Here is a 23,658-nt window from a genome sequence, read left to right as displayed (position 1 = left end):
GAATGAAATGACATTTAAATCAGGCTTTGTAGCCATTTTAGGACGCCCAAATGTTGGGAAGTCAACCTTTTTAAATTATGTGATGGGACAAAAAATCGCCATCATGAGTAATAAAGCGCAAACTACCCGTAATAAAATCATGGGGATTTACACGACTAAAACAGAGCAAATTGTTTTTATCGATACCCCAGGTATTCATAAGCCTAAAACGGCTCTTGGAGATTTTATGGTGGAGTCAGCTTATAGCACCTTAAGAGAAGTGGAAACCGTTATTTTTATGGTGCCTGCTGATGAAAAGCGTGGTAAAGGGGATGACATGATTATGGAACGTTTAAAAGCGGCCAAAATTCCTGTTATCCTAGTGATTAATAAAATTGATAAGGTTCATCCTGATCAGTTGTTAGAACAAATTGATGATTTTAGAAGCCAGATGGATTTTAAAGAAATTGTTCCGATTTCAGCCACTCAAGGTAATAATGTTGAGCGTTTGATGAGTATCTTGGTTGATAATCTTGAAGAAGGTTTTCAATATTTCCCAGAAGATATGATTACCGACCATCCTGAACGCTTTTTAGTGTCTGAGATGATTCGTGAGAAGGTTCTTCATCTAACCATGCAAGAAGTTCCTCATTCAGTAGCAGTTGTTGTTGAGTCAATGAAACGTGATGAGGAAACTGATAAAATTCATATTAGAGCGACAATCATGGTGGAACGAGATAGTCAAAAAGGAATTATCATCGGTAAAAACGGAAGCATGCTTAAAAAGATTGGAAGTCTCGCCCGTAGAGATATCGAGCTAATGCTTGGAGACAAGGTCTTTTTAGAAACCTGGGTTAAGGTTAAGAAAAACTGGCGGGATAAAAAACTTGATTTAGCGGATTTTGGTTACAACAAAAAAGAATACTAAGGAGTTAAGATGCCTGAATTACCAGAAGTTGAAACTGTTCGACGTGGTTTAGAAAAATTACTTGTGGGAAAGAAGATCAAAAAGGTCTTCTTTTCCTATCCTCAAATGATTAAAACAGATAAAAAACAATTCACCCAAGCAATCATTGATCAACCGATTATAGCAGTCAAAAGAAGAGGGAAATATCTTCTCATAGACTTTGGAGATAATGTCATCATCTCCCATCTTCGTATGGAAGGCAAATATTTTAGTTTTACCGATAAAGTACCTAAAAACAAGCATTTTCATGCCTTTTTTGAATTATCTGATGGCTCTACCTTGGTTTATCAGGATGTCCGAAAGTTTGGCACGATGGCACTCTATGCCAAAACAGAACTGTATCACTATTTTGAAGCAAGAAAAATGGGACCAGAACCTATAGAAAGTGAATTCAAATTAGCCCCTTTTAAAAAAGCACTATCAAAATCTAGTCGTCCTATTAAATCTTACCTGCTTGATCAAACCTTGGTCGTGGGTCTTGGCAATATCTATGTGGATGAAGTCTTGTTTGCCACTAAAATTCACCCTAAAACTGTCAGTTCACAACTGACAACACATCAGGTGAAGAAGTTGCGCCAAGCGATTATTGATTTATTGGCTTTTGCAGTGTCTAAAAGAGGGTCTACTATTAGAACCTACCAAAACACCCTGGGAGAGTCAGGAGAGATGCAGGATTTCTTAAAAGTATATGGTAGGCAAGGCTTACCCTGTTTTAACTGTCAAACACCAATTGAAAAAATAAAGTTAGGAGGAAGAGGGACACACTTTTGTCCGTCTTGTCAAAAAAGATGAAAACAACAATTATTGGCCTAACAGGAGGGATTGCTTCTGGAAAATCATTGGTAAGTCAAATGATTAAAGAAGAAGGTTTTGTAGTGATTGATGCTGACGAGGTGGTTCATAACCTCCAAAAAAAAGGTGGCAAACTCTATCGTGCCTTAGTTGCTTTTTTTGGCGATGAGATACTTCAAAGTGATGGGGAACTAGATCGTCCTAAATTATCAGCCCTCTTTTTTTCTAATCGAGACGTCCAAAAAAAAATGTCACAGCTCCAAGATGACATCATAAGAGAAGCATTAGCGATGGAAAGAAAACGTGCTAGTCAAAAAAATGCCCTCTTTTTCATGGACATTCCTCTTTTATTTGAAAGGCATTATGAGGCTTCTGTTGATGAGGTTTGGCTCGTCTATGTCGATGAACAAACCCAGTTAAAACGCTTGATGGCAAGAAACAACTACACTAAAGAAGAAGCCTTAGAAAGAATCAATGCCCAAGAAAGTTTGGAAATAAAAAAGAAAAAGGCTGATGTGATTATTGATAACAATGGCTCAAAAGAAGTTACTAAACAAAAAGTGTTGGCACTTTTAAAACAAGTGTCCTCTTAAGTTTAAAGTAAGAACAACTTCTTGTTGAAGAAAAGAAAAAAGCCACTTAACAGTGGCTTTGTTTTAGTTTGTTGTAATATTTGCTGCTTGAAGTCCACGAGCGCCTTCTTCAATATCAAATGTCACTTTTTGGCCTTCATCTAATGTTTTGAAACCATCAGATTGGATTGCTGAGAAATGTGCGAAAACGTCGCCATGTTCTTCAGTGCTGATAAAACCGAAGCCTTTTTCAGCATTAAACCATTTTACTGTACCTTGTGTCATAGTATACATACTTCCTCTCTTTAATATTGGTAAATCTTTGAGACAAAATATGATAAAACACAAATGTTACTCTTAATCAATCTACTAGAGTCAGTATAACATCATTTCATGCCTTTGTCCACTCATATAGCAAAACTTATTGATAATTCTTTAATGGCGCTGTTTTTAAGACCACAATGAGTGCAGGTTCAAAGTTATTACTCAGTTAAATCTCTCAGTCACAAACAGTTATTTTACTTTTATTCTCTATTGTCTATTCCCTAAAGTGAACATTCTATGATATAATGACTCTAGTCTTTTGGTGCTGTCAAATCCTTCAAAGGATTAAAGAAGATATTAATATTTTTTTAGGTTAGCTCAATTGAAAGAAAGGTGGGTGATAAGGTGCGTATTAAAATCAATTTAACTTGTACAGAATGTGGTAGTAAAAATTACATCACAAGTAAAAACAAAACCAATCACCCTGAAAAAATCAAGGTTTTAAAGTATTGCCCAAAAGAAAGAAAAGTGACCTTACATCTTGAATCTTAGTAAAAATTATGATAGAATGACCAAGATGACAGTAGAGGAGATGACTCATGTATAGCTTATTACTAAACATATTATTGATATTATCTGGTATAATCATTGTTGCAATTTTTATGCAACCACAAAAAAATCCAAGTAGTAATGTTTTTGACAATAGTGCTTCACAAGCTTTGTTTGAACGAACAAAGGCGCGTGGTTTTGAAGCATTCATGCAACGCTTTACCGGAATTTTAGTTTTTGTCTGGCTCTTAGTTGCACTTGCATTAGCTATTTTATCAAGTAAATAAAAGGTGAGCTTGACATTGTCTAGCTCATTTTTTTAATGAAAGGAACAAATGAAAGAATTATTATTGAACTACTTAAAAGAACACGGACCATCTAGTGTTGACACTATCGCCAAGGCCTTAGAGGTTGATACGTCAACTGGTTTTCGTGATCTTATTAAGATAATTGCCCAATTAGATAACAAGGGGATCTTGTGGTTTAACGACCAAGGAGATATCTCTTTAAAAGAGGCAAAGAAAAAGAAAGACCCTATTTTAATAGAAGGAGTTTTTAGAGCTAATCGTGCTGGTTTTGGCTTTATCTCAATTGAAGGTGAAGAAGCAGACCTCTTTGTCAGTCGACAAGATACCGCTAATGCCATTGATGGTGACATTGTTAAAGTCAGCATTAAAAAAGTGGCTAATCGTTTGAGTGATTCCTCGGCAGAAGCAGAAATTGTTGAAATTGTTGAACGAAGTATTAAAACGGTTGTCGGCTCCTTTGTCCCAAGCACAGAAAAAAATGGTTTTATCGGTTATATTAAGAGTAAAAACCAAAAAATTAGTCAAAAAATCTATCTCAAAAAGACACCACTTGTTTTAGATGGGACAGAAGTTTTAAAAGTTGACATCAGTAGTTACCCAACTAAAGAAAATGATTACTTTGTAGCAGAAATTACTGATATTATTGGCCATAAAGGCGAAGTCGGTATTGATGTCTTAGAAGTTTTAGAGTCAATGGACATTGCCTCTAAATTTCCTGATGAAGTCATCAAACAAGCCAATAGCATACCAGATAAACCAAGCCAAAAAGATTATCTTGGTCGCGTTGATTTAAGAAATGAAATCACCTTTACCATTGATGGTGCAGATGCCAAAGACTTAGATGATGCCATTCATATCAAAGCACTTGATAATGGTCATTTTGAGTTGGGAGTTCACATCGCTGATGTTTCCTATTATGTGACAGAAAACTCGCCACTTGATAAGGAAGCACTAGCAAGAGGAACCAGTGTTTATGTGACAGACCGTGTGGTTCCTATGCTACCAGAACGTTTGTCAAATGGTATTTGTTCGCTTAATCCAAATGTTGATCGCCTAACACTTTCAGCCATCATGGAAATTAATCAAAGAGGCAAGGTTGTTCGCTATCAGATTGCGCCGTCAGTGATTAATACCACTTATAGAATGACCTATAGTGATGTCAACCAAATGATTGCTGGTGACGAAGAATTGCTACAGACCTACTCAGCTATTAAAGAAAGTGTCGAGCAGATGGTGGTGCTTCACAACCGTCTTGAAAAAATGCGCGAAAAAAGAGGAAGTCTTAATTTTGACACAACAGAAGCTAAGATTATTGTCAATGACAAAGGTTTTCCGATTGATATCGCTGTGCGTGAGCGTGGTTTGTCTGAAAGGATGATTGAATCCTTTATGTTAGCCGCCAATGAATGTGTTGCTGAACATTTTGCCAAATTAGAACTACCATTTATCTATCGTGTTCACGAAGAACCTAAAGCTGAAAAAGTTCAAAAATTTATTGACTATGCCAGTGTTTTTGGTGTCAAAATTCAAGGAACGGCTAATAAAATCACCCAAACAGCTCTTCAAACCTTTATGAAAAACATAAAAGGGCAACCAGGTAGTGAAGTCCTCTCAATGATGTTGTTACGCTCCATGCAACAAGCTAGATATTCTGAGCATAATCATGGTCATTATGGTTTGGCAGCTGAGTACTATACGCATTTTACAAGTCCTATTAGACGTTACCCAGACTTACTGGTTCATCGCTTGATAAGAGAATATGAAAATGTCTCTCACGAAAAAATAGACCATTTTAACCATCTAATACCAGAAATTGCTAGTCAATCGTCACAATTAGAAAGACGAGCTGTCGATGCTGAAAGAACCGTTGAGTCAATGAAAAAAGCAGAATACATGTCTGCTTATGTAGGTGAAGAATTTGATGGTATTATTGGTAGTATCGTTAAGTTTGGCCTATTTGTTGAACTTCCAAATACCATTGAAGGTTTAATTCATGTCACTAACCTACCAGAGTATTATCATTACAATGAACGTGGCATGTTATTACAAGGAGAAAAATCAGGCAAGGTTTTTAGAGTTGGTCAACCTATTAGAGTCAAACTGGTTAATGCCGATAAAGAAACAGGTGACATTGATTTTGAATATCTACCAAGTGATTTTGACGTTGTAGAAAAACGGATCAAAGTCGAAAAAAACCATCGCCGTCGTTCAAAAGCCAAAGAAAAGAACCCTTTAACCAAACACGGTGAGAAAAAAGCTAATAAACAATCACTTAATAAAAAAATCACGAAGGCCATTCCCAAGAAAAAAGGCGAAAAAATGAAATACAAGGAAGTGATTAAAAAAGGAGGAGGCCATGGTAAAAGAAGAGGGAAAACTCGTCGCACAAAATAAAAAGGCAAGGCATGATTACAATATTATCGACACCTATGAATCTGGCATTGTGCTTACAGGAACAGAAATTAAAAGTGTCAGGGCAGCAAGAATCACTTTAAAAGATGGTTTTGCCCAAATTAAGAATGGTGAAGTCTGGCTTAATAATGTGCATATCACCCCTTATGAACAAGGAAATATCTGGAATCAAGATCCTGATAGAACCAGAAAATTATTACTCAAAAAAAGAGAAATTGAAAAAATTGAAAAAGAATTAAAAGGTACTGGGATGACCCTTGTTCCTTTGAAGGTCTATCTTAAGAATGGATTTGCTAAAGTTTTGATTGGTTTAGCAAAAGGTAAACATGACTATGATAAACGAGAAACCATCAAGCGCCGTGAGCAAGAAAGAGACATCAACCGTCAGATGAAACAATTTAACAAACGATAAGTGACTCATGGATGTCATAGAGTTTATTAAAAGCTTTCTATAACAATCTTTTAAAAAGAGAAAATAAATGGCGAGAATACAAGTAGTAGAGGCTAGTCTTTGTGAAATAAACTTGAAAAAATGATCGATTTTTGATAGACTAAAGAGAATAAAATGATAAGGAGAATAGAATGTCTGAACGTGGGTTATTAATCATCTTTTCTGGACCATCTGGTGTTGGAAAAGGCACAGTTAGACAAGAAATTTTTTCAACACCCAATCATAAATTTGAGTACTCCGTTTCGATGACAACAAGACCTCAACGACCTGGGGAAGTAGATGGTGTTGATTATTTCTTTAGGACGCGTGAAGAGTTTGAGGACCTTATTAAAAAAGGGTTGATGTTGGAGTATGCAGAATACGTTGGCAATTACTACGGAACCCCTCTCACTTATGTCAATGAAACGCTTGATAAAGGCATTGATGTTTTCCTAGAAATTGAAGTTCAAGGTGCCCTTCAAGTTAAAAAGAAAGTTCCTGACGGTGTTTTTATCTTCTTGACACCACCTGACTTAGAAGAGTTAGAAGGCCGTTTAATTGGTCGTGGAACCGATAGCGAGGAAATGATTGCTAAAAGAATTGAACGGGCCAAAGAAGAAATTGCCCTCATGCGCGAGTACGACTATGCTGTTGTTAACGACGAAGTGGCTTTAGCAGCAGAACGTGTTAAGCGAATTATAGAAGTTGAACATTTTAGAGTTGAGCGTGTGATTGGTCATTATAATGCCATGATACCCAAAGAAATACCTGTGAGATAATATAGAAAAGAGATCAAACTTATGATGTTAAAACCTTCCATTGATACTTTATTAGATAAAGTACCATCTAAATATTCACTTTGTGTTCTCCAAGCCAAAAGAGCTCACGAATTGGAGATGGGAGCAACCCCAACACAAGAATTCAAATCAGTGAAATCCACTTTACGTGCTTTAGAAGAAATTGAGTCTGGAAATGTTGTTATCCATCCCGACCCAGTCGCAAAACGTGCTGCAGTACGTGCCAAGATTGAAGCAGAGAAACTTGCTAAAGAAGCTGAAGAACGTAAGATAAAAGAACAAATTGCAAAAGAAAAAGAAGAAGAAGGTGAAAAAATCTAAGATTGTTAACAATCTTAGATTTTTCGTATGGAGGTAGCTAATGAAAAAAACGGCTCAAGTCATCGTTGATATCCCATCGATGCAAACAGATAAACCTTTTTCATACAAGATTCCAGATCACTTACTCGACCTCGTTGCTGTTGGCTCAAGAGTTCATGTTCCTTTTGGGCGTGGTAATCGTTTGTTACAAGGGTTTGTGCTTCATATTGATTCTTCTGAATCAAATGAGTCAAATGATCTAAAAGAGATTGTTAGTGTGTTAGATTTTACACCAGTACTAAATGAAGAACAGCTTTATTTAGCATCTGAGATGAGAAAAACGGTTTTTTCTTATAAAGTCTCTATCTTAAAAGCAATGATTCCTAATCTTTTAAACTCTAATTATGACAAGCGTTTAACACCAAAAAATACTAGAGATAAAGAAGATGTTAAACTTATTTTTAAAGATCAAGAAAGTATTTTATTTTCATCCTTGTCTGATGAGGACCAAAAAAGAAGCCTTAAGCTAATCGCTTCAGGGCAAATTTCAGTAACCTATGAGGCCAAAGATAAAAAAACAATAAAAGTTGAAAAATACTACGATGTTTCAAAGAGCTTATCACAGGCAGAGATTTCTACACGCGCTAAAAAAAGACTAGTTTTGAAAGAATATCTCCTAGAACACCCTGAACAAGGGAAATTATCTGATCTCTACCAACACTTTTCAAGAAGTGTCGTTAACTATTTCATTGACAATCAGCTAATCACAGTTTCTGAAGTGGAAATCAATCGCAATCAGACCTATTTTGATAGTATTTCTAAAACAGACTTTTTACAGCTGAACCATCAGCAAAAACAAATTGTAGATGAAATTGTTGCAAAGGTAGGAAAAGCTAACAAACCCTACTTGTTAGAAGGCATAACGGGTAGTGGGAAGACAGAAGTTTACTTACATGTGATTGATCAGGTTTTGAAAATGGGGAAAACAGCCATTGTTTTGGTACCTGAAATCTCTCTTACACCTCAAATGACGAGTCGCTTTATTTCGCGCTTTGGTAATCAAGTCGCTATCATGCACTCAGGCTTATCTGAAGGCGAAAAATTTGATGAATGGCGAAAGATTAAGAGCAAAAAAGCTAAGGTTGTCGTTGGGGCAAGGTCAGCTATTTTTGCACCACTTGATAATATTGGTGCCATTATTATTGATGAGGAGCATGAGTCATCTTACAAACAAGATTCAAATCCAAGATATCATGCGCGTGATGTTGCTCTTATAAGAGCGAGATACCATCAAGCTGTTTTAATCATGGGAAGTGCAACCCCAAGTATTGAAAGCCGAGCACGTGCTAGTAAAGATGTGTATCATTTTCTTCATTTGACAAAAAGAGCAGTTCCAAATGCAACCATTCCTAAAGTCAGCGTTGTTGACTTTAGAGATTATGTAGGCCAACAAGAATTGAGCAACTATACTCCTTTATTGCTTGAAAAAATTGCCGACCGTCTCAAGAAAAAAGAACAAAGTATTTTGATGTTAAATCGACGAGGTTATTCTAGTTTTATCATGTGTCGTGAGTGTGCTTATGTTGACGAATGTCCAAACTGCGATATTTCTTTGACGCTTCACATGACAACAAAGACGATGAATTGCCATTATTGTGGCTTTTCAAAAGCAATTCCAAGAACCTGTCCAAACTGTGGTAGTAAAAGCATCAGATACTATGGTACAGGGACTCAAAAAGCTTATGATGAGTTACAACAAGCCTTTCCAACTGCCAGAATTTTAAGAATGGATGTTGATACAACGAGAAAAAAAGGAGCACACGAATCTCTTTTAGCACAGTTTGAAAGACAAGAAGCTGATATTCTTCTAGGAACTCAGATGATTGCAAAAGGGCTTGATTTTCCAAATGTTACTCTTGTTGGTGTTTTAAATGCTGATACCTCTCTTAATCTGCCAGATTTTCGTGCTTCTGAAAGGACCTTCCAGCTCTTAACCCAAGTAGCAGGTCGTGCGGGACGTTCTGATAAATCAGGAGAAGTGATTATTCAGACGTATAACCCTAATCATTATGCGATTCAACTAGCTAAAAATCAGGATTATGAGGGTTTCTATAACTATGAAATGAAGTTAAGACATCAACTGGGTTACCCACCTTATTTCTTTACAATTGGCTTAACCTTATCACATCGCAGTGAAGAAGAAGTGATCAAAAAATCCTACGAGGTCCTGGACATTTTAAAGAATCAACTCAGCCATCAAGTGACGATTCTTGGTCCAACACCAAAACCAGTAGCAAGAACTAATAATTACTATCATTATCAACTAATCATCAAGTATCGCTTTGAAGACCATTTAGAAGAAGCGATGAATCATATTTTAGCGTTGACCCAAGCTAAAGAAAACAAACAGTTACGTTTAGCAATTGATTATGAACCTCAAAACTTTATGTAGCTGCTACGTCTTATGCTATAATAGTTTGAATAAGGAAAGGGAAGTATGATGACAAAACTAATTTTTATGGGGACACCCGATTTTTCAGCTACTGTTTTAGCAGGGCTGTTAGAACAAACTGATTATGAAATACTTGCAGTGGTCACACAACCCGATCGAGCAGTTGGTCGCAAAAAAGAGATCAAGATGACACCAGTAAAAACATTAGCTCTTACGCATGGAATTAGTGTTTACCAACCAGAAAAGTTATCAGGAAGTCAGGAACTGGATGACTTAATGGCTTTAGGAGCTGATGGTATTGTTACGGCTGCTTTTGGTCAATTTTTACCAGAAAAATTTTTGAAATCAGTTGATTTTGCGATAAATGTTCACGCCTCGCTTCTTCCTAAATATCGAGGAGGTGCTCCTATTCATTATGCTATCATGAATGATGAAAAGGAAACGGGAGTGACCATTATGGAAATGGTTAAACAAATGGATGCTGGTGCAATGATTTCAAGTGCTAAACTCCCTATTACGGATGATGATAATGTGGGTAGTTTATTTGATAAATTGGCTGTCATTGGTAGAGACTTACTTTTAGAGACTTTACCAGCCTATATTGCTGGAGATTTAATCCCTATTGCTCAAGAAGAAGACAAGGCGACTTTTTCACCTAATATCACGCCACAAGAAGAAAAAATTGACTGGCAAAACTCTGCTAGAAGTATTTTTAATCAGATTAGAGGCATGTATCCATGGCCAGTAGCTCATACATTTTTAAATGGGAAACGTTTTAAGATTTATGAAGCCAAAGAAACAATAGGAGAAGGGAAACCTGGCACAGTCATTGTAAAAACTAAAAAAGAATTAATTATTGCCACATCTGATGGCGCTATTTCCTTAAAAACTGTTCAATTAGCAGGAAAGCCCAAAATGTCAATCACTGACTTTTTAAATGGTGTTGGAAGAACGATTGAAGTAGGTGATGTTTTTGGGAAATAAATGGAAAAAAATGCCTAGAGGAAAAGCGTTAGCTATTCTTTGCGCTATTTTTGAAGACGGTGCCTATTCTAATATTCTTTTGCAACAACACTTAGCAAATAGTCAATTATCTGATAAAGATAAAGCTCTTATCACCGAACTGGTTTATGGCACTGTTTCTCGAAAAATCACTTTAGAATGGTATCTTTCCCATTTTATTGAAGATCGCAATAAATTAGAACCATGGCTTTATTATCTTTTGATGATGAGTCTTTATCAAATCATCTATTTAGACAAAATACCAGATCATGCTATTGTAAACGATGCAGTCGTTATTGCTAAAGATAAAGGTCACAATCGAGGCAAGGAAAAATTAATCAACGCGGTCTTGCGCCAATTTTTAAGAACCCAAAGACCTGATTTTTTAAACATCAAACGAGTTAATAAACGATACTCTATTCAATATTCTTTACCCGTTTGGCTAGTTAAAAAAATGATTGCCCAATATGGAGAAAAGCGAGCAATTGCTATTTTTGAGAGTCTTTTTATTCGCAACAAAACTAGTTTTCGTGTGGTAGAATCTGAGAACAAAGAAAAACTAGCAGAAGTATTAGATGCTAGTCCATCCGTAGTATCCCCTGTTGGTTTAGTAAAAACATCAGGTAATGTGTCCAACACAGACGTTTTTAAAAACGGTGAGATAACTATTCAAGACGAGTCTAGTCAATTGGTGGCTCCTACCCTAAAGATAAAAGGGGATGAAGAAATTCTTGATGCTTGTAGTGCACCAGGAGGAAAGACAGTTCACATGGCTTCGTATCTAACAAGTGGTAGAATAACTGCTCTAGATATTTATGATCATAAATTAGACCTTGTCAAAGAAAATGCTGAACGATTGAAGGTGGCTGATAAAATCAAAACAAAGAAACTAGACGCAACAACAGTTCACAAGCATTTTCCTAAAGACAGTTTTGATAAGATTCTAGTTGACGCTCCTTGTTCTGGAATAGGTCTCATTCGACGTAAACCAGAAATCAAGTATCAAAAAAAAGAAGATGATTTAATGGCATTGCAAAAGATTCAATTGCAAATACTAGCTAGTGTTTGTCAAACACTACGAAAAGGTGGTATAATAACCTATAGTACTTGTACACTATTTGAAGAAGAAAACAATCAGGTGATTTCTCAATTTTTAGAAAATCACCCCAATTTCAAACAAGTGGCATTAAAACATCCTCTTAAGGATATTACTAAAAATGGCTTTATAAGTATCACCCCGGAACAATACCATACAGATGGTTTCTTTATCGGGCAAATAAAACGTATTTCATAGTTTGAAAGGAGACTGACAAAGTCAGAAAAAGTATGAATCATATGAAAATTTCATTGTTAACAGATATTGGGCAAAAGCGTTCCAATAATCAAGATTTTATCAATAAATTTGATAATAAAAGTGGGATTACCCTTATTGTTCTAGCAGATGGTATGGGAGGTCATAGAGCTGGGAATATTGCCAGTGAAATGACTGTTACTGATCTAGGACGTGAGTGGGTCAATACGGATTTTACTGAATTAAATCAAATAAAAGATTGGCTTATTTCAATTATTGAAACAGAAAATAAAAAAATCCACGATTTAGGAAAATCTGAAGATTATAAAGGTATGGGGACAACGATTGAAGCCGTTGCTATTGTAGATAAAAACGCCTTATATGCTCACGTTGGTGATTCAAGGATTGGTCTTGTTAGAAACGGTGAGTATATACAGTTAACAAGTGATCATTCGCTAGTTAATGAACTTGTGAAAGCTGGTCAACTAACTGAAGAGGAAGCTTCCGTTCACCCACAAAAAAATATTATCACTCAGTCAATTGGTCAAGCAGCTCCTGTTGAGCCTGATTTAGGCGTTCAAATTCTTGAAGATGAAGACTATTTAGTGATTAATAGTGATGGTCTAACAAATATGTTGGCTAATGAGACCATTATCTCTGTCTTGGCAGAAGAATTGAGTCTAGATGAAAAAACAAAAAAATTAGTTGAACTGGCTAATGAGGCTGGTGGGTTAGATAACATCACTGTTGCTCTTGTTAAGATTGAAAGAGAGGAATCCTAATGATCCAGATAGGAAAATTATTTGCTGGGCGTTATAGAATCCTCAAATCGATTGGTCGCGGGGGGATGGCTGATGTTTATTTAGCAAATGATTTGATTTTGGATAATGAAGAAGTTGCCATCAAAGTGCTTCGAACCAACTATCAAACAGATCATGTGGCAGTAGCGCGTTTCCAACGTGAAGCAAAAGCTATGGCCGAACTGAACCACCCCAATATTGTTGCGATAAGAGATATTGGAGAAGAAGAAGGTCAACAATTTCTAGTCATGGAATATGTTGATGGCCCAGATTTAAAAAAATTCATCAAAGAACATGCACCACTATCTAACCAAAAAGTCGTGTCAATTATGACACAAGTCTTATCAGCAATGACATTGGCCCATCAAAAAGGCATTATTCACCGAGATTTAAAGCCACAGAACATTTTGCTCACAGCAGATGGGATGGCTAAGGTTACCGACTTTGGAATTGCCGTTGCTTTTGCTGAGACTAGTTTAACACAAACCAACTCTATGTTAGGTAGTGTGCATTATTTGTCACCAGAACAAGCAAGAGGCTCTAAAGCCACAGTTCAAAGTGACATTTATGCCATGGGAATCATGCTTTTTGAGATGTTGACAGGTCATATTCCTTATGATGGAGATAGTGCTGTCACGATAGCCTTGCAACATTTTCAAAATCCTCTACCATCTATCACAGCTGAGAATTTAAATGTTCCCCAGTCTCTTGAAAATGTTGTGATTAAAGCCACAGCAAAAAAACTTGAAAATCGCTACTCTTCAACAGTTGAAATGGGCAGTGATTTAACGGCAGCTTTAGATCCAAAGCATATCAAAGATAGGAAAGTTGTTTTTGAGCAACAGACTGATACCAAAGTGTTGCCTAAGTTTACTTCCAGTACAGCTACTATTTCAACAACTGAACTTTTAAAAGCACAAGAGGAAACCCAGGAGTTAAAAGAAGTAGCTACAGAGAAGAAAAGACGAAAAAATCCTTTTTTATCAATCGCTTTAAAGTTATTCTTTGGTCTTGTTATTCTAGCTATTGTTGGTTTTGCCTACCTTGTTTTGACGCAACCAAGTACAGTTAAAGTGCCTGATGTCGAAAACAAGACTTTAGCAGTGGCGCAAGATATGATTAAGGATGCTGGGCTTTCTGTTGGCGAAATAAAAGAAGTTGAAAGTGAAACAATAGAAGAAGGAAATGTGGTGAGAACCAACCCTTCAGCTGGCGTTAGTAGACGTAAAGGGTCTGATGTTGATATCTATGTTTCAATTGGTAATACAACATTTGCCATGGAAGATTATGTGGGACAACCTTATCAAATCATCGTGGATTCACTTGTCCAAAATTTTGGTGTTCCAAGAGATAAAATCATGATTAAAGAAGTGCCGACAACAGAGTTTGAAAAAGATACTATTGTGGCACAAACACCTGCTCCAGGTAAAACCTATAATCCAAAAGGTTCTTCTAAAATCACATTAGAAGTGGCTGTCAATGATTCTACGACTATGCCAAATATTACCGGTGATACCTATGGTAACGCCCTTAATATCTTAAAAGAGTTGGGTATATCTACATCTCGGATTAAGACTTTTGTAGCAACTAGCACAGGCTATGTTGAAGTGAAATCACCACCAACATCTAGTTTGATTGTTGCACAAGAACCGTACTATGGTGCGGAGATTATTCTTTCTGCAAAAGATGACATTATCATCTATCTTCAACCAACAAATGATGAAGAAACAAGCAGAGCAACAACTGAGAATAAAACAACGCAAGCACCGACAACAGAAAGTCCAAGAACAACAACTACTGAGGAACCGACACCTTCTCAAGAAGAAACCACTCAGTAACACTATCTTTAGGTTGGTGCCCCTTGTTAGGGAGGGGCATCACCTAAAGATATTTTTTTGAAGGTGGAAGATGAAGTTTTCTTGTTTTTTTGTTAAAATGACAAGAATAGACCACCATGATATGAGGAATCCTATGAGAAAGTTTCAAATTTTTTTAATTGTTGAAAGTGTTTTGATGGCTTTAGCTTTTATGACAATACTTTCAAATGATTTAACTGGTTTTGTCTTGATTGTTGTTTTGACTCTACTAGCATTAAGATTTTATAATCGTGATAATCGTGGTAACTTTTTTTTAACATCCAGTGTTTTGTTATTCTTTTTAATCTTGATGTTGAATCCTTATGTAATTACTGCTATTATTTTGGGCATCTTATACATGATTATCAATCATTTTTCACAAGTCAAACGCAAAAATCGTTATGCATTGATTAAATTTCAAGAGCGTCGTTTATCTAGTAAACCAATGGCTAATCAGTGGATAGGTAATAACAATCACCTCAATTCTTCTGTTTATGCTTTTGATGATATCAATATTATCCGATTAAGTGGCACAGATACGATTGATTTGAGTCAAGTCATTGTAACAGGACATGATAATATCATTCTCATTCGAAAAATTTATGGACCAACTATTATCAAAGTTCCCATTGATGTTGGGATTAAACTTGACATTAGTAGTGTATACGGCAGTGTTCAATTTCTTGATTTTCCAGAGTATGATTTGCGAAATGAGACGATAAAATTTCAAGAAAAAGATTACGATGAGTCCGTTAAAACCGTTAAAATTGTTATCAGTGTTATTGCAGGAAACGTTGAGGTGAGACGCACATGAAAAAACATACCGTCCTTCTCTTATTCCTTTATGCCGTCATTGCTATTTTATCAATCATCTATATTATTATTGACAGTTTAGGGCTTGATATAGAACTTCTTGTGAGTAATCAGTCTATTCTCATCAAGTTTATTTTTTCGACATTTTCTGTTATTATCTCCTTAACCTTCTTTTTACTAATAGTTTGGTTTTTAATGGATGAATACAGTAAAAGACAGTTGAATAACAACTTAAGAAGAATTATCAATAACAAACCCATTAGTAAACAAAGTACTAGTGAGTTGGGAAATAATATCAGCCATTTATCGCATAAGATGAAACATCTTGTGGCTAATTTACAACGTACTGAAAATGCCTACATCCAAAATAGTGAAGAAATTGTCAAGAAAGAAAGACATCGTATCGCTCGTGACCTTCATGACACGGTCAGTCAAGAGTTGTTTGCGTCAGCATTGATTTTATCTGGGGTTTCTCAAAATATTGATCAGCTAGACAAGGAGACTCTTAAAAACCAGTTATTAACCGTTGAGAGTATTTTGACGGATGCACAAAATGATTTACGGGTCATGCTATTACATCTTAGACCAACAGAGTTAGAAGATAAGACACTTTCTGAAGGTTTTGCTATGATTTTACAGGAATTAACCGATAAAAGTGGGATTAAAGTTGTTTATAAGGAAAATATTAAACAATTGCCTAAAACGATAGAGGATAATCTTTTTAGAATAGCTCAAGAATTCATCAGTAATACGCTAAAACATGCTAAAGCCAGTCAAATAGAAGTTTATCTCAACCAAAAAGATTCTGAAATTCAATTAAAAATGGTGGATAATGGTCAAGGCTTTGATGTTGACCAGGCCAGAAGTCTTAGCTATGGTCTTAAAAATATCGAAGAACGTGTTGATGATTTAGCAGGAACACTTGATATTAAAAGTGCTAAAGGAAAAGGAGTATCAATGGACATTCGTATGCCACTGATGCAAGAAGGAGAACAAGATGAGCAAGATTAAAGTCATGTTAGTTGACGATCATGAAATGGTAAGACTGGGTTTGAGTAGTTTTTTAAATATGCAACCAGATGTTGAGGTGATTGCTGAGGCAAAAAATGGTCTTGAAGGTGTTCATTTAGCCATAGAAAAAAAGCCAGACGTTATTGTCATGGATTTGGTTATGCCTGAAATGGATGGTGTTAAAGCAACATTAGAAATTTTAAAAGAGTGGAAAGACGCTAAAATCTTAGTACTTACCAGTTATCTTGATAATGAAAAGATTTATCCAGTAATAGAAGCTGGTGCTAGAGGGTATATGCTGAAGACTTCAAGTGCTGTTGAAATATTACGTGCCATCAAAAAAGTTTATCAAGGTGAGTTGGCTATTGAGACAGAGGTTGATAAAAAATTCAAACATCATAAACAACACCCAGAGCTTCACGATGACTTAACGGCTAGAGAAAGAGATATCTTAAATCTCTTGGTGAAAGGGTATGATAATCAAACAATTGCTGATGAGCTGTTTATTTCCTTGAAAACTGTGAAAACCCATGTCTCAAATATTCTCTCAAAACTAAATGTTGATGATCGTACTCAAGCTGTTGTTTACGCCTTTCAACATCACCTGGTCCCAGAGAATAATCAATAATTAGACCATTACAAACAATGAAGGAGCCTTATGGACTTAAAAACAAAATACAAAGCAAAGAAAATTAAAGCCGTCTTTTTTGACATAGATGATACATTACGCATTAAAGATACAGGCTATATGCCAGAGTCAATTAAGTTAGTTTTTAACTCGCTAAAAACACAAGGAATTATAACAGGGATTGCTTCTGGTCGTGCCATTTATGGGGTTGTTCCAGAAATTAAAGCACTAGAACCAGATTACTTTGTTACCATTAATGGGAGTTATGTAGAAACTGGAAAAGGAAAAGAAATTTTTAAAAATCCTATTCCTAAAGAATTGGTGGAGGGCTTTGTCAATTGGTGTCATTCAGTTGGAATCGACTATGGTTTTGTTGGCTCACAAAAAGCAGTGGTATCAAAAAGGACAACTCTAATTGATGATGCAATTGTGCCAGTCTATGGTGAACTGGATGTTGCACCAGATTTTTATCACACTAACGATATTTATCAAATGTGGACGTTTGAAGAGGTGGGAGATAGCCTTACCTTACCAGAAAATCTTTCTAAAGAGTTGAGATTGGTGAGATGGCACAAGCATTCCTCAGACGTGGTTAGAAAAGGGATTTCAAAAGCTTCTGGATTAGCTAAAGTGCTTGAAACATCAGGCTTAAAACCAGAGAATGTTCTCGTATTTGGCGATGAAAAAAATGATATTGAAATCTTTGATTATGCAGGATTGACCATTGCTATGGGCAATGCTATTGATGAAATCAAGGAAAAAGCAGATTATATTACTGGAACAGTAGAAGAAGATGGCATTATTAATGCCTTGGAGGAGCTAGGAATGGTAGAAAAAGAATTACATTTTCCACAATTAGATGTGAAAAAAAGTGAAGGGCCTGTGGCCATTATTAAAACAAACTTGGGTGATTTAAAACTTAAATTGTTCCCCAAACATGCCCCTAAAACAGTGGCTAATTTTATTGCCCTTAGTAAAGATGGTTATTATGATGGTGTGATTTTCCATCGTGTGATAAATGACTTTATGATTCAAGGTGGGGACCCTACAGGTACTGGTATGGGCGGAGAATCCATCTATGGTGAACGTTTTGAAGACGAATTTTCAAAAGAGTTATATAATCTTCGTGGGGCGTTGTCAATGGCAAATGCCGGACCAAACACAAATGGTAGCCAGTTCTTTATTGTACAAAATAAAACCTTACCATATAGTCCAAAAGAAATGGTAAGAGGTGGATGGCCAGAAGAAATAGCAAAACGCTACACTGAAGGTGGCACTCCTCATCTAGATAATCGTCACACTGTGTTTGGTCAATTATTAGAAGAAGAGTCTTATAAAGTGTTAGATGAAATCGCTAGTGTTGAAACAGGTTTTGCTGATAAACCAGTACAAGACGTCACCATTTTAACAATAGAGGTTATTGACTAATGAAAATTGGTGAAAAGCATAAGGGTGTAATCACAGGTATTAAATCATATGGCGCTTTTGTTCATTTAGATAATGGTTTAATAGGCTTGATTCATATTTCAGAAATTAAGGCTGGTTATATTGATGATATTCATAAAATGCTTGAGGTTGGTGACGAAGTATTAGCTCAAGTGATTGATTATGACGAGTATAATCATAAAGTGAGCCTTTCTTTAAGAAGTTTGGAAGAAGAAAAACAATCCAAATCGTATCGCCATCGTTTTTCAAATGGTCGTATTAAAATTGGGTTTCAAACATTAGAAAATCAATTACCTCATTGGATTAATGAGACGCTTCACTTTCTTAAAAATAAATAAAGGTTGTCCATATGGACAACCTTTATTTATTTTATTGGAACAAACTTGTTGAAAGGTAGCGTTCCCCAGTATCTGGTAAAATCGCCAAGACTTTCTTGCCTTTTCCTAATTTTTTAGCCACTTCAATACTTGCAAAAAGGGCAGCTCCTGCTGAAATTCCAACTAAGATACCTTCTTTTTGAGCAACGTCTCTAGAGGTTTGTAAGGCTTCATCTGTTGAGACGGTCACAATACCATCATAGCTCGAAGTATCTAATGTATCTGGAATAAATCCTGCTGAAATCCCTTGAATCCCGTGTTTTCCTTTGGGTTCGCCTGAAAGTATAGCAGATTCTTTTGCTTCAACAGCATAAATACCAATACTTGGTTGCCATTTTTTCAAAGCGTGAGAAACCCCAGAGATTGTTCCACCAGTTCCAACACCAGAAACAAAGGCATCCAGACCAATATTTTCAAAACTAGCAATAATTTCTGGTCCAGTAGTTGTTTCATGGGCAGATGGATTAGCTGGATTAGTAAATTGAGAGAGGGCAACTGCATTTTTTTCAGCTATAATCTCTTTTGCTTTTTTAATAGCACCAGGCATTCCCTCACTACCAGGTGTTAACACTAATTCTGCGCCGTAGCCTTTAATTAATTTTTGTCGCTCAACACTCATACTATCAGGCATAACAATAATCACACGATAGCCTTTTGCAGCACCAACAAAAGCAATACCAATACCAGTATTTCCACTAGTTGCTTCAACAATGGTGTCGCCTTCTTTTAGAAGACCATCTTTTTCAGCTTGATTAATCATCCCTAAAGCAATACGGTCTTTTACAGAGGAACCTGGATTGAAAGATTCTAGTTTAACATAAACATCGGCAGCTCCTTCAGGAACCAACTTATTCAATTTGACAATCGGTGTATTCCCAACGAGTTCAGTAATATTGTTATAGAGTTTAGTCATAAACATTCTCCAATCTTTTTAAGGTTTTATAGGATAATATATTATCACTATCAAAATGGAATTTCAACAATTTGGTTTCCTTCTAGAGAAGTTTTTATTTTTCCATTGTAAAATTCGACTAAACGTGCCATTGTAGCATCAATTTTTTCTTTTTCCAAGTAAATAAAGGTTGTGACATCAGCTAAAAATTCAGTATGGTATTCTTGTAAGTTTTCAGCTTCTAAAAACTGGGAAAGTGTTTGGTATTGGGTGTAGGATAGTTGTATTTTTAGACCTTCCAATTGTTTCACTTCAACCTTTCCTAAAGTATTAATGGCTTCTGAGACACTACCGGCATAAGCCCTAATTAAACCACCAGCACCTAATTTGATGCCTCCAAAATAGCGTGTCACTACAGCAACAACATTGGTTAGTTGCTGTTTTTCAAGAACGGTTAACATTGGCACACCCGCTGTTCCACTCGGTTCGCCATCATCACTACTTTTTTTAATAAGACCATTTTCTCCAATAATCATAGCAGAACAAGAATGGGTAGCTTTATAATGTTTCTTTTTAATGTCAGCAATAAAAGCCTTTCCCTCTTCTTCAGAAGAAATACGTTTCATTTGACAAATAAAGCGTGATTTCTTAATCTCTTGTTCATTTTCTCCATTTTTTGCAATTGTTTTATAATTCATAGCTTTATTTTACCTTTTTTCCATTTTTTTGACAAAAATTAGCGAATATAAAAGTAATGACTAATTTAGATGATTATTATGGTAGACTTTTTACCCAGAATACATTACCGGAAATTGCAAGAGAACACGTTGAAAGTATGCCTGCGATGGAAAAGCGAAGTGGTGTTTTTTATTGCCGACGTTGTCGTTCAAAAGCTGATCATGAAGCTACTTTGCCTAATGGTGATTATTATTGTAGAGAATGCTTGGTTTTTGGCAGACTAACAAGTTCAGAGAAACTCTATTATCTGCCACAAAAACCTTTTCTTGAAAAAGACTATTTAAACTGGCAAGGGAAGTTAACTGATTTACAAGCTGAAGTGTCAAAAAAACTGCTAGAAGCTACCAAAGAAAAAGTCAATAGTTTAGTCCATGCTGTGACAGGTGCTGGAAAAACAGAGATGATTTATCCAATTGTTTCAAGCTACTTAAAAACAGGTCGAAGTGTTGCTCTGGTAAGTCCTAGAATTGATGTTTGTCGTGAGTTGCATCAGCGTTTTTCTCGTGATTTTTCTTGCCCGATTAGTTTACTCCATAGTGCCTCAGAACCCTATCAAAGAACCCCTTTAGTTGTTGCTACCGTCCACCAATTATTTAAGTTCTATCAAGCCTTTGATTTAATCATTATTGATGAAGTGGATGCCTTTCCTTTTGTAGATAATGACAGCTTATACCAAGCAGTGACAAATGCTTTAAAAGAAGATGGCCTAACCATATTTTTAACCGCAACCTCAACAGATAAACTAGATAGAGAAGTGGCAAAAAAAAGATTGCGAAAAGTTGACTTATCTAGACGATTTCATGCTAATCCCTTAGTAGTGCCAAAGCCATTGTGGTTATCGCAACTAAGAGAAAATATTGTCAAAGGGAAATTACCTCAAAAACTGCAACAAAAAATTAAACAACAAGCAAAGACGACCTTTCCTTTACTAGTATTCATTCCTGATATCGTTTTGGGAAAACAATTATTAGAAGTGATGAAAAGCTATTTTCCACAAGAAACCATCGCTTTTGTCTCTAGTTTATCAGAAGATCGTTTAGCGATTGTTGATGATTTTCGACAAGGGAAAGTAAGAATTTTGATTACGACAACCATCTTAGAAAGAGGAGTTACTTTTCCATGTGTGGATGTTTTTGTCCTATTAGCCAATCATAAACTATATTCAAAGAGCTCACTAGTACAAATTTCTGGCAGAGTCGGAAGAAGTAGTGAAAGACCGACTGGAGACCTTTTCTTCTTTCATGATGGACTAACTATTAGTATTAAAAGGGCTATAAAAGACATTAAGTTAATGAATCGAAAGGGTGGATTTTAATGAATTGTCTCTTATGTGGACAACAAATGGTGGAAAGCTTTAAAATATCTGAGATAATGCTACTCCAAAAAGAAACGCCAACAGTTTGCAATGATTGTTTGTCTCAATTTACAAAAATTCCAGACTGCCATTGTCCTTTGTGTTTTAAAGAAGGAAGTTCTGAGATTTGCGATGATTGCCATTATTGGGAAAAAAAGGGGGTTAAGCCATCCCATCAAAGTTTATATCTCTACAATGATGCAATGAAGAACTTTTTTAGTCAATATAAATTTGAGGGTGATTATCTCCTTAGAAAAGTTTTCTCTAGAGATATCAAAAATTTTTTTAAAAACTATAAAAACTATACAATTGTTCCTATACCAACAACAGAAAAAAGATTTTCCCAACGACAGTTTAATCAAGTTATTGGATTATTAGATGCTGCTAAAATAGCTTACCAAGATATATTAATAAAAAATGAAAGTATAGCTCAGTCAAAGAAAACAAAAATAGAACGTTTGAGTACTACAGATCTTTTTAAGCTAAAATCAAAGGTCAAAACAGCAAAGAATATTCTTTTAGTTGATGATATTTATACAACAGGTGCTACGATTGCAAGTGTTCAGAAATTGTTATACCAAAACGGTGTCAGAAAAGTCATTAGTTTTTCCTTAGCGAGGTAATAAAAACTTGCAAATATCCATGAAAACGTTATAATATAAGTAAGGGAACCCCTATTAATAGAAAAGAGGTATAAGTATGATTAAATATAGTATTCGAGGCGAAAATATTGAAGTGACAGATGCTATACGTGACTATGTTGAAGCAAAACTTTCAAAAATCGAAAAATATTTTAACGAAGAACAAGAATTAGATGCAAGAGTTAATTTAAAAATTTATCGTGAAAAAACATCAAAAGTAGAAGTAACTATTCCATTAGGCTCTATCACATTAAGAGCAGAGGATGTATCACAAGATATGTATGGTTCCATCGATTTGGTTGTTGACAAAATTGAACGTCAAATTCGTAAAAATAAAACAAAAATTGAAAGAAAACACAGAGAAAAACTACCATCTCATGAAGTTTTCTCTTCTGTTTTTGAAGCAGAAGAAGTTGAAGAAGCACCAGTTTCAAAAATTGTTAGAACAAAAAATGTGACTCTAAAACCAATGGATGTTGAAGAAGCATTGTTACAAATGGAACTACTTGGTCATGACTTCTTTATCTATACTGATGGTGAAGATAATACTACAAACGTTCTTTATCGTAGAGAAGATGGACAAATTGGTCTTATTGAGGCTAAATAATTCCAAGACTAATGGATAGATAAAAATCCCACCAGTTTTACTGGTGGGGTTTTTAAGACCATTGTTTTTGACTACTCAGCTATTAATGTTTGCCGTGTAGAAATAAAACTATAATTTTTAAGAAAAAGTTATTGACAAATTAAAGCTGAGGTGCTAGAATATAATAGTTGTCTCGAAAGAGGCTTGACCTTTGAAAACTGAACAAGACAAGAAACCAAACGTGCAGGGTTATGAAAGTAACCTGTCAAAAAGTAAAAAAGCAATAAATCTGTCAGACGACAGTAATGAGTAAAGACTCAAACTTTAATGAGAGTTTGATCCTGGCTCAGGACGAACGCTGGCGGCGTGCCTAATACATGCAAGTGGAACGCATTTTGATC

Annotated in this window: 26 protein-coding genes and 1 rRNA gene; 23 read left to right on the top strand and 4 right to left on the bottom strand. The window is 35.7% G+C overall.

The features are described from left to right. The first annotated feature begins 7 nt into the window (after positions 1 to 7). The 3 genes from era to coaE are packed head-to-tail and all read left to right on the top strand — an operon-like array spanning position 8 to position 2,331. On the top strand, positions 8 to 907 hold the full coding sequence (era, locus tag JHK62_RS03265; RefSeq protein WP_199575268.1) for a GTPase Era: 900 nt from the start codon (positions 8 to 10) through the stop codon (positions 905 to 907). Positions 908 to 916: 9 nt separating this feature from the next. Next, the gene (gene mutM, locus JHK62_RS03260; protein WP_199575267.1) at positions 917 to 1,738 is read left to right on the top strand and encodes a DNA-formamidopyrimidine glycosylase; all 822 of its coding nucleotides are present in this window, start codon (positions 917 to 919) and stop codon (positions 1,736 to 1,738) included. Continuing rightward, a complete protein-coding gene (gene coaE / locus JHK62_RS03255; RefSeq protein ID WP_199575266.1) occupies positions 1,735 to 2,331 on the top strand; it encodes a dephospho-CoA kinase in 597 nt (198 codons plus the stop codon). Before mutM ends, coaE begins: the two co-directional genes overlap by 4 nt. Positions 2,332 to 2,394: 63 nt before the next feature. On the opposite strand, the gene JHK62_RS03250 is transcribed toward coaE, so the two are convergent. Next, a complete protein-coding gene (locus tag JHK62_RS03250) occupies positions 2,395 to 2,595 on the bottom strand; it encodes a cold-shock protein (RefSeq protein WP_199575447.1) in 201 nt (66 codons plus the stop codon). Positions 2,596 to 2,979: 384 nt separating this feature from the next. Here JHK62_RS03250 and rpmG point away from each other — a divergent pair, with 384 nt between their 5' ends. The 16 genes from rpmG to JHK62_RS03170 all read left to right on the top strand — a co-directional run bounded on the left by rpmG (position 2,980) and on the right by JHK62_RS03170 (position 19,007). Next, the gene (gene rpmG, locus JHK62_RS03245) at positions 2,980 to 3,126 is read left to right on the top strand and encodes a 50S ribosomal protein L33 (protein ID WP_199567817.1); all 147 of its coding nucleotides are present in this window, start codon (positions 2,980 to 2,982) and stop codon (positions 3,124 to 3,126) included. 47 nt (positions 3,127 to 3,173) lie between these two features. Then, complete coding sequence (gene secG / locus JHK62_RS03240; RefSeq protein ID WP_018369796.1) at positions 3,174 to 3,410, top strand: preprotein translocase subunit SecG; 237 nt, start codon at positions 3,174 to 3,176, stop codon at positions 3,408 to 3,410. Positions 3,411 to 3,458: 48 nt separating this feature from the next. Then, entirely contained in the window at positions 3,459 to 5,825 is a 2,367-nt protein-coding gene (gene rnr, locus JHK62_RS03235; RefSeq protein ID WP_199575265.1) for a ribonuclease R, read from the top strand. After that, entirely contained in the window at positions 5,788 to 6,255 is a 468-nt protein-coding gene (gene smpB, locus JHK62_RS03230; protein ID WP_199575264.1) for an SsrA-binding protein SmpB, read from the top strand. The genes rnr and smpB overlap by 38 nt, the downstream gene beginning before the upstream one ends. A gap of 170 nt (positions 6,256 to 6,425) precedes the next feature. Beyond that, positions 6,426 to 7,052, top strand: a complete 627-nt coding sequence (gene gmk / locus JHK62_RS03225) for a guanylate kinase (protein WP_199575263.1) — start codon at positions 6,426 to 6,428, stop codon at positions 7,050 to 7,052. Between the two features lie 21 nt (positions 7,053 to 7,073). Further along, the gene (gene rpoZ, locus JHK62_RS03220; protein WP_199575262.1) at positions 7,074 to 7,391 is read left to right on the top strand and encodes a DNA-directed RNA polymerase subunit omega; all 318 of its coding nucleotides are present in this window, start codon (positions 7,074 to 7,076) and stop codon (positions 7,389 to 7,391) included. Positions 7,392 to 7,431: 40 nt separating this feature from the next. Then, positions 7,432 to 9,822, top strand: a complete 2,391-nt coding sequence (locus JHK62_RS03215; protein WP_199575261.1) for a primosomal protein N' — start codon at positions 7,432 to 7,434, stop codon at positions 9,820 to 9,822. A 48-nt stretch (positions 9,823 to 9,870) separates the two neighbouring features. After that, positions 9,871 to 10,806 carry a methionyl-tRNA formyltransferase gene (gene fmt / locus JHK62_RS03210; RefSeq protein WP_199575445.1) on the top strand — a complete coding sequence of 312 codons (936 nt, stop codon included), beginning with the start codon at positions 9,871 to 9,873 and terminating at the stop codon, positions 10,804 to 10,806. Further along, complete coding sequence (gene rsmB, locus JHK62_RS03205; RefSeq protein ID WP_199575260.1) at positions 10,796 to 12,118, top strand: 16S rRNA (cytosine(967)-C(5))-methyltransferase RsmB; 1,323 nt, start codon at positions 10,796 to 10,798, stop codon at positions 12,116 to 12,118. Before fmt ends, rsmB begins: the two co-directional genes overlap by 11 nt. A 41-nt stretch (positions 12,119 to 12,159) precedes the next feature. Then, complete coding sequence (locus JHK62_RS03200) at positions 12,160 to 12,897, top strand: Stp1/IreP family PP2C-type Ser/Thr phosphatase (RefSeq protein WP_199575443.1); 738 nt, start codon at positions 12,160 to 12,162, stop codon at positions 12,895 to 12,897. Further along, positions 12,897 to 14,753, top strand: coding sequence for a Stk1 family PASTA domain-containing Ser/Thr kinase (pknB, locus tag JHK62_RS03195; RefSeq protein WP_199575259.1), 1,857 nt, complete (start codon positions 12,897 to 12,899; stop codon positions 14,751 to 14,753). Before JHK62_RS03200 ends, pknB begins: the two co-directional genes overlap by 1 nt. A gap of 133 nt (positions 14,754 to 14,886) precedes the next feature. Next, complete coding sequence (liaF, locus tag JHK62_RS03190; protein WP_199575258.1) at positions 14,887 to 15,585, top strand: cell wall-active antibiotics response protein LiaF; 699 nt, start codon at positions 14,887 to 14,889, stop codon at positions 15,583 to 15,585. Further along, positions 15,582 to 16,595 (top strand): envelope stress sensor histidine kinase LiaS, encoded by a 1,014-nt coding sequence (locus JHK62_RS03185; RefSeq protein WP_199575257.1) that lies wholly within the window; start codon positions 15,582 to 15,584, stop codon positions 16,593 to 16,595. Before liaF ends, JHK62_RS03185 begins: the two co-directional genes overlap by 4 nt. After that, positions 16,582 to 17,223 carry a response regulator transcription factor gene (locus JHK62_RS03180; RefSeq protein ID WP_199575256.1) on the top strand — a complete coding sequence of 214 codons (642 nt, stop codon included), beginning with the start codon at positions 16,582 to 16,584 and terminating at the stop codon, positions 17,221 to 17,223. The genes JHK62_RS03185 and JHK62_RS03180 overlap by 14 nt, the downstream gene beginning before the upstream one ends. A gap of 30 nt (positions 17,224 to 17,253) precedes the next feature. Further along, a complete protein-coding gene (locus JHK62_RS03175; RefSeq protein ID WP_199575255.1) occupies positions 17,254 to 18,651 on the top strand; it encodes a bifunctional Cof-type HAD-IIB family hydrolase/peptidylprolyl isomerase in 1,398 nt (465 codons plus the stop codon). Further along, positions 18,651 to 19,007, top strand: coding sequence for a S1 RNA-binding domain-containing protein (locus tag JHK62_RS03170; protein ID WP_199575254.1), 357 nt, complete (start codon positions 18,651 to 18,653; stop codon positions 19,005 to 19,007). The genes JHK62_RS03175 and JHK62_RS03170 overlap by 1 nt, the downstream gene beginning before the upstream one ends. Positions 19,008 to 19,038: 31 nt before the next feature. On the opposite strand, the gene cysK is transcribed toward JHK62_RS03170, so the two are convergent. From cysK to JHK62_RS03160, 3 genes are read right to left on the bottom strand one after another with little or no spacing between them, the layout of a single operon-like run. Beyond that, on the bottom strand, positions 19,039 to 19,959 hold the full coding sequence (cysK, locus tag JHK62_RS03165) for a cysteine synthase A (protein ID WP_199575253.1): 921 nt from the start codon (positions 19,957 to 19,959) through the stop codon (positions 19,039 to 19,041). Further along, on the bottom strand, positions 19,952 to 20,026 hold the full coding sequence (locus JHK62_RS07980; protein ID WP_425507444.1) for a hypothetical protein: 75 nt from the start codon (positions 20,024 to 20,026) through the stop codon (positions 19,952 to 19,954). The genes cysK and JHK62_RS07980 overlap by 8 nt, the downstream gene beginning before the upstream one ends. After that, on the bottom strand, positions 20,010 to 20,636 hold the full coding sequence (locus tag JHK62_RS03160; protein ID WP_199575252.1) for a YigZ family protein: 627 nt from the start codon (positions 20,634 to 20,636) through the stop codon (positions 20,010 to 20,012). Before JHK62_RS03160 ends, JHK62_RS07980 begins: the two co-directional genes overlap by 17 nt. A gap of 56 nt (positions 20,637 to 20,692) precedes the next feature. On the opposite strand from JHK62_RS03160, the gene JHK62_RS03155 reads away from it, so the two are divergent. The 4 genes from JHK62_RS03155 to JHK62_RS03140 all read left to right on the top strand — a co-directional run. Beyond that, positions 20,693 to 21,991 carry an ATP-dependent helicase ComFA gene (locus tag JHK62_RS03155; protein WP_199575251.1) on the top strand — a complete coding sequence of 433 codons (1,299 nt, stop codon included), beginning with the start codon at positions 20,693 to 20,695 and terminating at the stop codon, positions 21,989 to 21,991. Continuing rightward, the gene (locus JHK62_RS03150) at positions 21,991 to 22,653 is read left to right on the top strand and encodes a ComF family protein (RefSeq protein WP_199575250.1); all 663 of its coding nucleotides are present in this window, start codon (positions 21,991 to 21,993) and stop codon (positions 22,651 to 22,653) included. The genes JHK62_RS03155 and JHK62_RS03150 overlap by 1 nt, the downstream gene beginning before the upstream one ends. 76 nt (positions 22,654 to 22,729) lie before the next feature. Then, the gene (hpf, locus tag JHK62_RS03145; protein WP_199575249.1) at positions 22,730 to 23,278 is read left to right on the top strand and encodes a ribosome hibernation-promoting factor, HPF/YfiA family; all 549 of its coding nucleotides are present in this window, start codon (positions 22,730 to 22,732) and stop codon (positions 23,276 to 23,278) included. Positions 23,279 to 23,580: 302 nt separating this feature from the next. After that, a 16S ribosomal RNA gene (locus tag JHK62_RS03140) occupies positions 23,581 to 23,658 on the top strand; the annotation flags it as partial.

This window comes from Streptococcus pacificus (assembly GCF_016481305.1).
In the GTDB taxonomy this organism is placed as follows: Bacteria; Bacillota; Bacilli; order Lactobacillales; family Streptococcaceae; genus Streptococcus; species Streptococcus pacificus.
The sequence above is the reverse complement of the archived record's forward strand: the minus strand, read 5'-3'. Positions and strand labels throughout refer to the sequence as shown.

Excerpts from the sequence above, each read along its gene's own strand:
- era (WP_199575268.1), top strand. The coding sequence starts at position 8 with ATGACATTTAAATCAGGCTTTGTAGCCATTTTAGGACGCCCAAATGTT.
- mutM (WP_199575267.1), top strand. The coding sequence starts at position 917 with ATGCCTGAATTACCAGAAGTTGAAACTGTTCGACGTGGTTTAGAAAAA.
- coaE (WP_199575266.1), top strand. The coding sequence starts at position 1,735 with ATGAAAACAACAATTATTGGCCTAACAGGAGGGATTGCTTCTGGAAAA.
- JHK62_RS03250 (WP_199575447.1), bottom strand. The coding sequence starts at position 2,595 with ATGACACAAGGTACAGTAAAATGGTTTAATGCTGAAAAAGGCTTCGGT.
- secG (WP_018369796.1), top strand. The coding sequence starts at position 3,174 with ATGTATAGCTTATTACTAAACATATTATTGATATTATCTGGTATAATC.
- rnr (WP_199575265.1), top strand. The coding sequence starts at position 3,459 with ATGAAAGAATTATTATTGAACTACTTAAAAGAACACGGACCATCTAGT.
- smpB (WP_199575264.1), top strand. The coding sequence starts at position 5,788 with ATGGTAAAAGAAGAGGGAAAACTCGTCGCACAAAATAAAAAGGCAAGG.
- gmk (WP_199575263.1), top strand. The coding sequence starts at position 6,426 with ATGTCTGAACGTGGGTTATTAATCATCTTTTCTGGACCATCTGGTGTT.
- rpoZ (WP_199575262.1), top strand. The coding sequence starts at position 7,074 with ATGATGTTAAAACCTTCCATTGATACTTTATTAGATAAAGTACCATCT.
- JHK62_RS03215 (WP_199575261.1), top strand. The coding sequence starts at position 7,432 with ATGAAAAAAACGGCTCAAGTCATCGTTGATATCCCATCGATGCAAACA.
- fmt (WP_199575445.1), top strand. The coding sequence starts at position 9,871 with ATGACAAAACTAATTTTTATGGGGACACCCGATTTTTCAGCTACTGTT.
- JHK62_RS03200 (WP_199575443.1), top strand. The coding sequence starts at position 12,160 with ATGAAAATTTCATTGTTAACAGATATTGGGCAAAAGCGTTCCAATAAT.
- pknB (WP_199575259.1), top strand. The coding sequence starts at position 12,897 with ATGATCCAGATAGGAAAATTATTTGCTGGGCGTTATAGAATCCTCAAA.
- liaF (WP_199575258.1), top strand. The coding sequence starts at position 14,887 with ATGAGAAAGTTTCAAATTTTTTTAATTGTTGAAAGTGTTTTGATGGCT.
- JHK62_RS03185 (WP_199575257.1), top strand. The coding sequence starts at position 15,582 with ATGAAAAAACATACCGTCCTTCTCTTATTCCTTTATGCCGTCATTGCT.
- JHK62_RS03180 (WP_199575256.1), top strand. The coding sequence starts at position 16,582 with ATGAGCAAGATTAAAGTCATGTTAGTTGACGATCATGAAATGGTAAGA.
- JHK62_RS03175 (WP_199575255.1), top strand. The coding sequence starts at position 17,254 with ATGGACTTAAAAACAAAATACAAAGCAAAGAAAATTAAAGCCGTCTTT.
- JHK62_RS03170 (WP_199575254.1), top strand. The coding sequence starts at position 18,651 with ATGAAAATTGGTGAAAAGCATAAGGGTGTAATCACAGGTATTAAATCA.
- cysK (WP_199575253.1), bottom strand. The coding sequence starts at position 19,959 with ATGACTAAACTCTATAACAATATTACTGAACTCGTTGGGAATACACCG.
- JHK62_RS03160 (WP_199575252.1), bottom strand. The coding sequence starts at position 20,636 with ATGAATTATAAAACAATTGCAAAAAATGGAGAAAATGAACAAGAGATT.
- JHK62_RS03155 (WP_199575251.1), top strand. The coding sequence starts at position 20,693 with ATGACTAATTTAGATGATTATTATGGTAGACTTTTTACCCAGAATACA.
- JHK62_RS03150 (WP_199575250.1), top strand. The coding sequence starts at position 21,991 with ATGAATTGTCTCTTATGTGGACAACAAATGGTGGAAAGCTTTAAAATA.
- hpf (WP_199575249.1), top strand. The coding sequence starts at position 22,730 with ATGATTAAATATAGTATTCGAGGCGAAAATATTGAAGTGACAGATGCT.